General features: G+C 70.6%; 11 protein-coding genes. 6 read left to right on the top strand and 5 right to left on the bottom strand.

Annotated elements, in window-relative coordinates; translation table 11 throughout:
- Positions 1-4 precede the first annotated feature (4 nt).
- Both ACFUO4_RS10210 and ACFUO4_RS10205 read left to right on the top strand, forming a co-directional pair.
- Positions 5-568, top strand: a complete 564-nt coding sequence (locus tag ACFUO4_RS10210) for a DUF485 domain-containing protein (RefSeq protein WP_383482028.1) — start codon at positions 5-7, stop codon at positions 566-568.
- Positions 565-2,157, top strand: a complete 1,593-nt coding sequence (locus tag ACFUO4_RS10205; protein WP_079309261.1) for a cation acetate symporter — start codon at positions 565-567, stop codon at positions 2,155-2,157. Before ACFUO4_RS10210 ends, ACFUO4_RS10205 begins: the two co-directional genes overlap by 4 nt.
- Positions 2,158-2,303: 146 nt before the next feature.
- On the opposite strand, the gene ACFUO4_RS10200 is transcribed toward ACFUO4_RS10205, so the two are convergent.
- Positions 2,304-2,996, bottom strand: a complete 693-nt coding sequence (locus ACFUO4_RS10200; RefSeq protein WP_383482025.1) for a response regulator — start codon at positions 2,994-2,996, stop codon at positions 2,304-2,306.
- A gap of 161 nt (positions 2,997-3,157) precedes the next feature.
- Between ACFUO4_RS10200 and ACFUO4_RS10195 the strand changes: the two genes are divergently transcribed.
- Genes ACFUO4_RS10195 through ACFUO4_RS10185 form a run of 3 tightly spaced genes read left to right on the top strand, consistent with a single transcriptional unit; the run spans position 3,158 to position 5,943 of the window.
- The gene (locus ACFUO4_RS10195) at positions 3,158-3,973 is read left to right on the top strand and encodes an ABC transporter ATP-binding protein (RefSeq protein ID WP_126274750.1); all 816 of its coding nucleotides are present in this window, start codon (positions 3,158-3,160) and stop codon (positions 3,971-3,973) included.
- On the top strand, positions 3,963-4,829 hold the full coding sequence (locus ACFUO4_RS10190) for an ABC transporter permease (RefSeq protein WP_383482022.1): 867 nt from the start codon (positions 3,963-3,965) through the stop codon (positions 4,827-4,829). Before ACFUO4_RS10195 ends, ACFUO4_RS10190 begins: the two co-directional genes overlap by 11 nt.
- Positions 4,830-4,887: 58 nt before the next feature.
- A complete protein-coding gene (locus tag ACFUO4_RS10185; protein ID WP_383482019.1) occupies positions 4,888-5,943 on the top strand; it encodes an ABC transporter substrate-binding protein in 1,056 nt (351 codons plus the stop codon).
- Positions 5,944-6,012: 69 nt separating this feature from the next.
- Here ACFUO4_RS10185 and ACFUO4_RS10180 read toward each other — a convergent pair whose 3' ends face one another.
- The 4 genes from ACFUO4_RS10180 to ACFUO4_RS10165 all read right to left on the bottom strand — a co-directional run bounded on the left by ACFUO4_RS10180 (position 6,013) and on the right by ACFUO4_RS10165 (position 10,727).
- Positions 6,013-6,693: a response regulator gene (locus ACFUO4_RS10180; protein WP_383482396.1), complete on the bottom strand. Its 681-nt coding sequence runs from the start codon at positions 6,691-6,693 to the stop codon at positions 6,013-6,015.
- Entirely contained in the window at positions 6,693-8,363 is a 1,671-nt protein-coding gene (locus ACFUO4_RS10175; protein WP_383482017.1) for an ATP-binding protein, read from the bottom strand. The genes ACFUO4_RS10180 and ACFUO4_RS10175 overlap by 1 nt, the downstream gene beginning before the upstream one ends.
- Positions 8,364-8,468: 105 nt before the next feature.
- Positions 8,469-9,413: a sucrase ferredoxin gene (locus ACFUO4_RS10170; RefSeq protein ID WP_383482014.1), complete on the bottom strand. Its 945-nt coding sequence runs from the start codon at positions 9,411-9,413 to the stop codon at positions 8,469-8,471.
- A 54-nt stretch (positions 9,414-9,467) separates the two neighbouring features.
- Positions 9,468-10,727 (bottom strand): citrate synthase, encoded by a 1,260-nt coding sequence (locus ACFUO4_RS10165; RefSeq protein ID WP_383482011.1) that lies wholly within the window; start codon positions 10,725-10,727, stop codon positions 9,468-9,470.
- Positions 10,728-10,825: 98 nt separating this feature from the next.
- On the opposite strand from ACFUO4_RS10165, the gene ACFUO4_RS10160 reads away from it, so the two are divergent.
- Complete coding sequence (locus ACFUO4_RS10160) at positions 10,826-11,992, top strand: citrate synthase/methylcitrate synthase (protein ID WP_383482008.1); 1,167 nt, start codon at positions 10,826-10,828, stop codon at positions 11,990-11,992.
- The last annotated feature ends 65 nt before the right edge of the window (positions 11,993-12,057 follow it).

Below are 12,057 nucleotides of genomic sequence, written 5' to 3'. Positions count from 1 at the left end.
GGGCATGCAGTCAAGCAATGGTCGGCCCCGCGGCGGCAGGGGTGGCTCCGAAAGCGCGGCCGAAAACCACGACGGGTTCGACCCGGCCTACCTCGAGACGCCCGCAGCGGTGAGGTACGACGATCCCTGGTACGACGCACTCGCCTCCGGCTGGGGCGAATCGACGGGCGCCGGGGCGGGTGCGGCCGTCCCGGCGTCGGCCGTGGAGGCAGGGCAGGCGGAGCGCGTGGACCCGGCTGCGGATGTGTATCTCCAGGTGCAGCGCAGCGCGGCGTTCCAGGAGGTGCGCAGTCGGTATCGGCGGTTCGTGGTGCCGGCGTTCATCGGGTTCTTCGGCTGGTACGTGGGGTATGTCGTGACCGCGACGACCGCGCCCGGTCTGATGGCCCGGCCGGTGGCGGGCGCGGTGAACGTGGCGATGGTCGCGGGGTTGGGCCAGTTCCTCACCACGTTCCTGCTGACCTGGGCCTACGCCCGGCATGCCCGGCTGCGCAGGGACCGGGCCGCGTTGGAGCTGCGTTGGGACACCCAGGAGCTGACGCGCGGGATCCGGGGTGGTGCGTCGTGACCGGCGATCATCAGACGCTGGCGCTGCTGCTGTTCAGCGTGTTCGTCGCGGTCACGCTGGCGATCACGACGTGGGTGAGCCGCAACCGGCATGGCTCCGCGGAGGAGTTCTACGCGGGCGGGCGACTGTTCTCACCGATGGAGAATGGTTTTGCCATCGCGGGTGACTACATGTCGGCGGCGTCGTTCCTGGGTATCTCCGGGCTGATCGCGCTCTTCGGGTACGACGGAATGCTGTACTCGGTGGGTTTCCTGGTGGCGTGGCTGGTGGTGCTCTTCCTCGTCGCGGAGCTGGTGCGCAACTGCGGGCGGTTCACGCTGGCCGACGTGGTGGCCGCGCGGATGAACGAGCGGCCGGTGCGCATCGCGGCGGGAACCTCCTCGGTCACCGTGTCCGTTCTGTATCTGGTGGCGCAGATGGTGGGTGCGGGGAGCCTGGTGGCCCTGCTGCTCGGTGGCACAGGCGAGGCGGCGCAGACGTGGACCGTCATCGGCGTCGGCGCGCTGATGGTGATCTATGTGTCGTTGGGAGGGATGCGGGCCACCACCTGGATCCAGATCGTGAAGGCGGTCATGCTCCTCGGCGGCACCATCGCACTGACGGTGCTCGTTCTGGTGCGCTTCCACGGCGACTTCGACCAGCTGCTGCTCAGCGCGGCGGAACGCAGCGGGCATGGCGAGAAGTTCCTGGCGCCAGGGTTGAAGTACGGCGAGGACTGGACCGCGCGCCTCGACTTCATCAGCCTGGGACTCGCCCTGGTTCTCGGCACGGCAGGGCTGCCGCACATCCTGTCGCGCTTCTACACCGTCCCGACCGCGCGAGCGGCACGCCGTTCGGTGGTCTGGTCGATCGGGCTCATCGGCGGCTTCTATCTGATGACGATCGTCCTCGGGTTCGGGGCGGCGGCGATCGTGGGACCGGAAGCGGTGCGCGGGTCCAACGCGGCTGGGAACACGGCCGTTCCGCTGCTGGCCCTCGACCTGGGCGGCGGCGCGGACTCCACAGGTGGAACGGTTCTGTTCGCGATTGTCGCCGCCGTCGCCTTCGCCACGATCCTGGCCGTGGTCGCCGGCATCACCCTGGCCTCCTCGGCGTCCGTGGCCCACGACCTGTATGCCTCCCTGCGGCGCCGGGACGCCAAGCCCCGAAGCGAGGTCGCCGTGGCACGTGTCGCCGCCGTGGGGATCGGCGTGGTCGCGATCGCCCTCGGCCTGCTGGCCAGGGATCTCAACGTCGCCTTCCTGGTGGGCCTCGCCTTCGCGGTCGCGGCGTCGGCCAACCTGCCGGTGTTGCTGTACTCGCTCTTCTGGCGCGGCTTCACCACCCGTGGCGCGGTCTGGGCGGTGTACGGCGGGCTGATCCCGGCGATGGTGCTGGTGCTGCTGTCACCCGTGGTGTCGGGCAGCCCGGAATCGCTGTTCCCGGGCGTCGACTTCCAGTACTTCCCGCTGCAGAACCCCGGACTCGTCTCGATCCCGCTGGGCTTCGTCGCCGGCTGGCTCGGCACGGTCACCTCTGCGGAGGTGGCGGACGAGGCCAAGCACGCGGAGACCGAGGTGCGGTCGCTGACGGGTGCGGGGGCGGCATAGAGGCGGCGTCCTCGTCGTCGCACGGCGCCCTGGTCGGCGTACCGCGTCCTCATCGCCGTAGGGCTCCCGTACAGGGCGTACGGCGCGTCCTCATCGTCGTACGGCGTCCTCATCCGCGTACGACGGTCGGCGCCGCAGTCGTACGCCTACGGCGCCACCCACGCGTAGCGGTGTTCCGGGCGGCCCGTGTCGCCGTACTTGAGGGAGAGGCGGAGGCGGCCGGCCTGTTCGAGGTGGCGGAGGTAGCGCTGGGCGGTGGAGCGGCTCAGGCCCGTCTCGGCGGCGACCTCGTGGGCGGACAGGGGGTGGTCGGCGTGGTGGAGGACGTGGCAGATGAGGTCGGTCGTCGGTTCCGAGTGGCCGCTGGGAAGGCCCGGTGAGGGCGGGGCGGGCGTGGTGCGCAGGGCGCCGAAGATCCGGTCGACCTGTTCCTGGCCGGCGACGCCGCGGCCGCCGACACGGTCGACGGTGCGGCGCAGGGCGGCGTAGGAGTCGAGGCGGGAGCGCAGCGCGGCGAAGGTGAACGGTTTGACCAGGTAGTGCAGGGCGCCCAGGCGCATCGCGGTCTGGACGGTCGTGACATCGCCCGCGGCGGTGATCATGATGACGTCGGTGCCGTGGCCCTGTTCCCGCATGCGGTGCACGAGTTCGAGGCCCGTCTGGTCGGGCAGGTAGTGGTCGAGCAGGACCAGGTCGATGGTGCCGCGCTGGACGGTCGCCAGGGCTTGCGCGGCGGTGTGGGCGCGGGCGGCGACCCGGAAACCGGGAACCTTTCCCACGTACTTGGCGTTGATCTCGGCAACGCGGAAGTCGTCGTCCACGACCAGGACGTCAATCATCGGGCCTCTTTCTGTCAAGGCCTGGCGGGCGTTAAGCCCGTGTTTCGGCTCCGCTGTTGTAGCGCGAGCAAAACGAGCACAACAGGCTGTTGCAAGCAAAAGAACGGCATGCGCTCAGAAGGCTGATGCTGTGACCCGGGTCGCACCTACCGTCCCCGGCCATGAGCGCAGACACCAGCCCCGCCATCGAGCTGCGGGGCGCGAGCAAGACGTTCAGGACCCCGTCGGGGGGCCTGCACACGGCGGTCCGGGGACTTGATCTCACGGTCCGGCGTGGCGAGTTCGTGGCCGTCGTCGGCCCCACCGGCTGCGGCAAGTCGACCACGTTGACCCTGGTCAGCGGCCTCGAAGAACCCACCGACGGCGAGGTCGTGGTCGCCGGGGAACCGGTCCGCGGGGTAGGGGACAAGGTCGGGTTCGTCTTCCAGCAGGACGCCACTTTTCCCTGGCGCACGGTCCTGTCGAATGTGATGGCGGGCCCACGGTTCCGTGGTGTGCCGAAGGCCGAGGCGAAGCGGAAGGCGCGTGAGTGGCTGGCCCGGGTCGGGCTGTCGGCCTTCGAGGACCGTTATCCGCATCAGCTGTCCGGCGGGCAGCGCAAGCGCGTCGCGCTCGCCGCGACCTTCGTCAACGATCCCGAGATCCTGCTCATGGACGAGCCGTTCTCCGCGCTCGACGTGCAGACCCGGGCCCTGATGTCGGACGAACTGCTGGAGCTGTGGGAGGGCACCGGTGCCTCCGTCGTGTTCGTCACCCACGACCTGGAGGAGTCCATCGCGCTGGCCGACCGGGTCGTCGTGATGACAGCCGGGCCGGCCACCGTCAAGCACGTGTTCGACATCGACCTGCCGCGCCCGCGCAAGGTCGAGTCGGTGCGCCTGGAGCCGCGGTTCATCGAGATCTACCGGGAGATCTGGGAGTCCCTCGGCGAAGAGGTCCGCATCACGCGCGAGAGGGGTGCCGCCCATGTCGCCTGAGGTTCTCAGCACACCGGTCGTCGACACGGCCAAGACGCCGCCGGACCGCGCCCATTCACGCGCGCGTGCCGCCCGCAGACGCAAGATCGTCGTCGCGGCCTCGCGGGCGCTGCTCCTGGTCACCGTCCTCGGGCTGTGGGAGGTGCTCGCGCGTGCCGACGTCATCGATCCGTTCAACTTCTCGATGCCCTCGAAGATCTGGGACCAGATCTGGACCTGGGTGACACACGGGACCGCGCTCGGGTCCTTGGGCGAACAGATCTGGTACACGCTCCACGAGGCGCTGCTCGGCTGGGTCTTCGGGGTGGCCGCCGGTGTGGTGTTCGGCATTGCTCTGGGGCGGATCACCTTTCTCGCCGATGTCCTTGGTCCATACATCAAGGTGCTCAACTCGATCCCCAGGATCGTCCTCGCACCCATCTTCGTGATCTGGTTCGGCCTCGGCCCCGCCTCCAAGGTCGCGTCCGCGGTCGTGCTCGTCTTCTTCCCGGTGTTCTTCAACGCCTTCCAGGGTGCCCGCGAGGTCGACCGCAACCTGGTGGCCAACGCCCGCATCCTCGGCGCGAGCGACCGGCGGGTGACGCTTCAGGTGGTCATCCCGTCCGCGACGTCGTGGATCTTCACCAGCCTCCACGTCAGCTTCGGCTTCGCCCTCATCGGCGCCATCGTCGGCGAGTACATCGGCGCCACGAAGGGCATCGGCCTGCTCGTCGCGCAGTCGCAGGGCACGTTCAACGCGGCCGGTGTGTACGCCGCGATGGTCATCCTCGCCGTCGTCGCGCTCGTCGCCGAAGGGCTGCTCACCTTCGCCGAGCGCCGCATCTTCCGCTGGAAGCCGACGGGTTCGGACAGCTGACCCGAGCCGTTCCCGCTCCTCCCTTCGCCTCCTCCCCTTCACAAGGACGTGAACCCTCATGCGCAAGACCGCCAGATACTCCGCTATGGCCGCCGCCGGCCTGCTCGCCCTCTCCTCCCTCACCGCCTGTGCCAATGACGCGGCCAGTACCGCCTCCTCCGGCAGCAAGGGCGACGGCAAGGGGACGAAGGTCAAGATCATGGTCGGTGGCCTGGACAAGGTCATCTACCTGCCCGCGATGCTCACCCAGCGGCTCGGCTACTTCGACGCCGAGGGTCTGGACGTGGAGCTCCTGAGCGAACCCGCCGGTGTCCAGGCCGAGACCGCGCTCGTCTCCGGCCAGGTCCAGGGCGCGGTCGGCTTCTACGACCACACGCTCGACCTCCAGGTGAAGGGCAAGCACGTCGAGTCCGTGGTGCAGTTCTCGCACGCGCCCGGCGAGGTGGAGATCGTGTCCACCAAGAAGGCCGACGACATCACCTCGCCCAAGGACTTCAAGGGGAAGAAGCTCGGCGTCACCGGCCTCGGCTCGTCGACCGACTTCCTGACCAAGTACCTCGCCGTCAAGAACGGCGTGAAGGTCAGCGAGTTCACCCCGGTCGCCGTCGGCGCCGGACCGACCTTCATCTCGGCGCTCCAGCAGGGCGCGATCGACGGCGGCATGACGACGGACCCGACCGTCGCGAACATCCTGGCCAAGAAGGCGGGCAAGGTTCTCCTGGACATGCGCACGCCCGCGGGATCGCAGGCGGCGCTCGGCGGCCCGTATCCCTCGTCAAGTCTGTACATGCAGACGGAGTGGGTGAATGCACACAAGGACACCGTCCAGAAGATGGTCAATGCATTCGTCAAGACACTCAAGTGGATGTCCACGCACAGCGCGAGCGAGATCGCCGACAAGATGCCCGCCGACTACTCCCAGGGCAACAAGGTCCTCTACGCCTCGGCCATCGAGAGCACCTTGCCGATGTTCACGGACGACGGGGTGATGCCCAAGAACGGCCCCGAGACCGTCGAGAAGGTGCTCAAGGCGTTCAACCCCGCCGTCCAGAAGGCCGACGTCGACCTCGACAAGACGTACACGACCGAGTTCGTGGACAAGGTCACCGACTGAAGTCCGCGACGCCGGCATCCGTATAGAGGGAGGGCACGGTTCCTTCCCCCGCCCCCACGGGCCGTGCCCTCAGGCGCGGGTCGCCCACACGTAACGGTGTTCCGGGCGGCCCGCGTCGCCGTACTTGAGCGTGAGCCGGGCCCGTCCGGTGCGCTCCAGGAGCTTCAGATAGCGCTGGGCGGTCTGCCGGCTCACTCCCGTCCGCTCGGCGATCTCCTGGGCCGACAACGGCCCTTCCGCGTGCATCAGGGACTGCCGGACGAGCTCCGCGGTCGTGGGGGAGTGGCCCTTGGGCAGGTCGGGCTCGGACGGCATGGACAGCGCCCCGAAGATGCGGTCCACCTCCGCCTGCTCCGCCTCGCCCCCGCCGTCGAGCGTGCGACGCAGCTCGGCGTACGCCTCCAGCTTGGCGCGCAGCCCCGCGAACGCGAACGGCTTGACCAGGTACTGCAGCGCGCCGTGGCGCATCGCGGCCTGCACGGTCGTGATGTCCCGGGCCGCCGTCACCATGATCACGTCGGTCTGGTGGCCGCGGCGGCGCATCTCCTGGACGACCGACAGACCCGTCTCGTCGGGCAGGTAGTGGTCCATGAGGACCAGGTCGACACGGGGCAGCAGTTCCACCTGGCGCAGCGCCTCCGCCGCGCTGTGCGCCTCGCCCGCCACATGGAAGCCCGGGACCTTCTCGACGTAGGCGGCGTTGACCCGCGCGACCCGCGTGTCGTCGTCCACGACCAGGACCTCGATCATCACGACTCCTCCTCGGGGGCGGCCGGAACGGTCAGCGCGGGCTCCAGATCGTCCCCCGCGAGCGCCTCGGGAAGGACGACGACGAACTCCGCGCCCCCGCCCTCGGCCTCGGTCACGGCGGCGCTGCCACCCTGCCGTTCGGCCAGCCGCCGCACCAGGGAGAGCCCGATGCCGCGCTTGCCGTGCGCGGGCGGCTTCTTCGTGGACCACCCTTCCGTGAAGACCAGTTCGCGCTGCTCCGCCGGAATGCCGGGCCCCGTGTCGCGCACCCTGAGAACGGCGGTACGGCCCTCGGCGCGCAACTCCACCTCCACGCGCGCGTGCGGCTTGCCCCCTACGGCGTCCAGCGCGTTGTCGACCAGATTGCCGACCACCGTGACGATGCCCCTGGGGTCGATCAGCCGGTCCGGGAGCCATGTGCGGTCCGAGATCCACAGGGCGACTCCGCGCTCCGCCGCGACGGTCGCCTTGCCCACCAGCAGCGCGGCGAGCAGCGGATCCTTGATCTTCTCGGTGACCTGCTCCGCGGTCGCACGGTGGTCGCCGACCACCTCCCCGACGAACTCCACGGCGTCGTCGTACATCTCCAGTTCGAGCAGTCCGAGCAGTGTGTGCATGCGGTTGGCGTGCTCGTGGTCCTGGGCGCGCAGGGCGTCGATCAGCCCGCGCGTGGAGTCGAGCTCGCGGCCGAGCTGCTCCAGTTCCGTACGGTCGCGCAGGGTCGCGACGGCGCCGCCGTCGTCGGTGGGCATGCGGTTGGCGATCAGGACCCGCTGGCCGCGGACGGTGAGCAGGTCGGTGCCCGTCACCCGGCCGGCAAGCACGTCGGCCGTACGGCCCGCGCCGAGCGCCTCGTCGGGGGAGCGGCCCACGGCCTCGTCGCCGATGCCCAGCAGCCGCTGTGCCTCGTCGTTGAGGAGCCGGACGCGGCCGGTGCGGTCGAGGGCGACGACACCCTCCCTGATGCCGTGCAGCATCGCCTCGCGCTCCGCGAGCAGCGCCGAGATGTCGGAGAAGGCCAGGTCCCGGGTTTGCCGCTGGACCCGCCGGGAGATCAGCCAGGCGGCCAGCGCGCCGACGGCCAGGGCGCCGCCGGCGTAGGCGAGCAGGCCCGGGATGGCGTGGATCAGGCGGGCCCGGACGCTGTCGTACGCGATGCCGACCGAGACCGCTCCGATGATGTTCCCGTCGCTGTCGCGCAGGGGCACCTTGCCGCGGGCCGAGCGGCCGAGGGTCCCCTCGTCGATCTCCATGACCTCCTCGCCCGCGAGCGCCCGCGCGGGGTCGGTCGAGACCTTCCCGCCGATCTCCTCAGGGTCGGTGTGCGACCAGCGGACGCCGTCCTTGTTCATGATCACGACGTACTCGGCCTTGGTGGCCTTGCGGATCCGCTCGGCTTCCTTCTGCACCGGCCCGTCGACCGAGTAGGGCGTGGTCTGCAGGTCCTTCGCGATCTGCGGCTGCTCGGCGGTCGTCTGCGCGATGGCGAGGGCCCGGCGCATGGCCTGGTCGTCCAGCTGGTTGCTGAGCGGTGCGAGGAACAGCCCGGTCGCCAGCACCGTGACTCCCGCGGCGATCGCGAGCTGCATCAGCAGCACCTGCGAGAACATCCGCCGCGGCAGCCCGAGGCGGAGGCGTCGAGTGGGGGGAGTGGGGCGGCTCATACCCATGACGGTACGCGGAGGGGCGCGGGCTCCCGTAGGGGTGGGGCATGGATCTCTTGATCAACGCACTTGATCAGTGGACGAGACCCTTGACCACGTGGTTCGGCTGGTTCAGCTCGCCAGCGCGGAGGGAGAGGTCAACTCCCGCACCGCCACCACGTCCATCCGCGCGGGCGAGCCGAGCACCGACGTCCCGCAGCTCTCCGCGCGGGGCGGCAGTGACGCGCCCTGGGCCACGACGACCCGCCAGCGGCGCCCGTCCACGTGGGCGACGGTCACCTCCCAGCGCGGTGCCGCGCCCTCCGTCCGCACGACCACCAGCGCGTCCGCCGCGTGCTCGTCCGCCTCCGCACGCACGGCCAGCTCGGCGGCCTGCCCCGGTCGCTCCCAGGCCGAGCTCCCGCGGCACCCCGCCACGACGATCCGGCCGTCCTGGGCGCTGCGCAGGATCTCCTCGACGGCGTGGGCCCCGACGCGGCCGTACGCGTAGCCGTACGGCAGGACGAGCAGCGTCGGCGAGAAGCGATGTCCACCCAGATGGGTGACCTCCCAGACGCCCTCGACCCCGGAGTTGGACAGCTCGGCCGCGAGCGGCCGCCCCAGGAGGGCGCAGCAGCGGTCGCGCTTGCCGTTCGTGCAGACGAGGGCGAGCGGGGCCCCGGTGTGAGCCCGCCCCTCCAGTGCCGCGTCGAAACTGCGGTGGTCGCCGGCGCCGAGCGCGGCGAAGTCCAGGTCGAGCAGGCGCTCCGGATCGCAGATCGTGGCGCTGCGCAGCCAGGTGCTGCCGGGGGCGGTGTGGGACACGTACACCTGGCGCGCGGAGGGTGTGCCGCAGTCCGCGTGCCGTCCGGGGCGGCGGATGAGGGCGACCCGGACGCCCGTGCCCTTCGCGGCCCTCTCCAGAGCGCGGCCCAGCACGGGGTCCAGATGGCTCGACGTGAGCGCGTGGGCGCCCCAGGGGCCGGGCTGTTCCAGGAGCAGCCAGGTCCTGGCGGTGGCCGCGGTGCCCGCGATGGGCTCGTCGAGGTCCCGGGAGACGGTTGAGCACGTACTCACAGAGGTGAGCCTAACCTGACTTGCCCGACGGTGACTTCCGGGCGCGCTGGAGCGCTACTCGGGGAGGGGCTGAGGCGGCTTGGCGCCGACATAGAGCCCGCTCGGCCGCATGCGCAGCGGGCGCTCGCCGTACTCCTCCAGGGCGTGCGCGATCCAGCCCGCCGTCCGGGCGACGGCGAAGATCGTCTCGCCGGCCGTGGCGGGCATCCCCGAGGAGGCGGTGAGCACCGCGAGGGCCAGGTCGACGTTGGCGTGCAGCGGGGTGTGACGGGCCGTGGTGGCGACGACGTCGCGGGCCGCGAGAAGGGCGGGTTCGGCCCGGGGGATCTCCTCCAGCAGGGCGAACAAGGCACGCGCGCGGGGGTCTTCGCCGCGGTAGAGCCGGTGACCGAGCCCGGGGACACGGCGCCCGGCCCTCAGTTCGTCGGCGATGACGGGGCCCGCGTCGCCTTGTTCGAGTACGTCGTTCAGGAGCCGGTGGGCGAGGCCACTGGCCGCGCCGTGGAGCGGACCTTCGAGCACGCCGAGCCCGGCGGAGACGGCCGCGTAGGCGTGCGCCCGGGCGGAGGCCGCGACGCGCACCGCGAGCGTGGAGGCGGCGAGGTCGTGGTCGACGAGCAGGCCGAGGGCGGTGTCGAGGACCCGCAGGGAGGCCTCGTCGGGCGTGCGCCCGCTGAGCCGCGCCCACAGCCGCTGGGCCAGCGAACCCTCGTCGCGGTGGCCGCTCCGCACCGGCGGCAGGGCGGCGACGAGCGTGGGGATCAGGACGCGCGCGGTACCCAGCACCGCGTCCTCGGAGAGGTCGAAGCGCAACGGGTCCGCGGCCGCGGCGGCGATGGCGGCGACCCGCAACCGGTCGGTGGGCGAGGCGTGTTCGGGCAGGGCGTCCACGGCACGGCGGGCGACGGCGACGGAGGCCTCGGGGGCGGTGAACGTCGTGCCGGGCCGCATCCGCCCCGTCCAGAGCCACTCGGCGATCTCCTCGTAGGAGTGGCGTGCGGCCAGCTCTGTCGCGTCCACGCCCCGGAAGTAGTACCGGTCCTCGTCGATGAGCGTGATGCGGGTCCGCACCGACAGCTCGCCGCCGGAGCCCGAACTGCCGCCGCTCTCCCGCTTGTTGCGCCGGGCGAGGGTTTCCACCTCCTTGGCGTCGAAGGTGCTGCCGCGGCCACCGGGCACGCGTCGGCTGCTGAGCTGACCGCGGCTGACATAGGCGTACACGGTCTCGGGCTTCACGCCCAGCAGCTCCGCGGCCTCTTTGGTGCTCAGTCGCCGGTCCCCGTGGGGGGAGGGGGCGGGTTCGTGATCGCGCATGGGGCACACCGTATCCGTATGGACTGCATATTGATTCAATCAATATTGACAGCTAATGAGTCAATCATCGACAGTCGAATCAAGTCCAGGGAGGAAACATGTCCGTCAACAGGGCCGCAGCCACCCTCGTCGAGGTACCGCGAGGACTCGCGGGCGTCGTCGTCACCGACACCGAGATCGGTGACGTCCGGGGGATCGAGGGCTTCTATCACTACCGCCAGTACTCCGCCGTCGAGCTCGCGCAGACCCGCAGCTTCGAGGACGTCTGGCATCTCCTGGTCCACGGCGAACTGCCGGACACCGCGCGGAGCGCGGCCTTCGCCGCCGAGACCGCGGCGCTGCGCCGGCTGCCGGAGGGCGTCCGTGCGGCACTCCCCGCCATCGCCATGGCGAGCGCGGCGTCCGGGCCGCTGGCCGGGATGCGTACGGGGCTGTCGCTGCTGGGGGCGGCGCAGGGCTTCCGGCCGGTGTACGACATCGACGCGGACCGGCGCCGCCGGGACGCGATCGCGGCGACGGCGGCCGTGCCGACGCTGCTCACAGCCCTGCACCGGTTGGGGCGGGGTCTTGAGCCGGTCGAGCCGCGCGAGGATCTGTCCTACGCGGCCAATTACCTGTACATGTTGACGGGGTCCGAGCCGGAGCTGCGGCAGGCGAGGGCGATCGAGCAATACTTGATCTCAACCATTGATCACGGTTTCAATGCATCAACCTTCACGGCTCGTGTCATCACCTCGACGGGGGCGGACGTCGCCGCTTGTCTCGTCGGCGCCGTGGGAGCTCTGTCAGGGCCTCTGCACGGCGGTGCTCCCAGCCGGGCGCTGGACACCCTTGACGCCATCGGTACACCCGACCGCATCGACCCCTGGATCCGCGAACGGGTCCTCGCCGGTGAACGCATCATGGGCTTCGGTCACGCCATCTACCGCACCGAAGATCCGCGCTCGCGCATGCTCCGTGAGATCGCGGAAGGCTTCGGCGGCCCCCGCGTCGCCTTCGCCGTCGAGGTCGAACGTCAAGTCGAGGCGATCCTGGCCGAGCTGAAGCCCGGCCGTGAACTCCACACCAACGTCGAGTTCTACGCGGGCGTGGTCATGGAGCTGTGCGGATTGCCGCGCGAGATGTTCACGCCGACGTTCGCGGCGGGGCGGGTGGTGGGGTGGAGCGCCAACATCCTGGAACAGGCGGAGGACTCGAAGATCATTCGGCCGGTGGCGCGGTATGTGGGGCCGGGGGCGCCGGTGGCGGTGCCGGCGGCGGTGTGACGGTCGCGTGCGTCTGTGCGGGGCTCGGCACCGCACGATGCCGAGCCCGGTGTCGGCCTGAGCGC

Origin of the sequence: Streptomyces sp. NPDC057280 (assembly GCF_042668605.1) — a bacterium.
Taxonomy (GTDB): Bacteria; Actinomycetota; Actinomycetes; order Streptomycetales; family Streptomycetaceae; genus Streptomyces.
The sequence above is the reverse complement of the archived record's forward strand: the minus strand, read 5'-3'. Positions and strand labels throughout refer to the sequence as shown.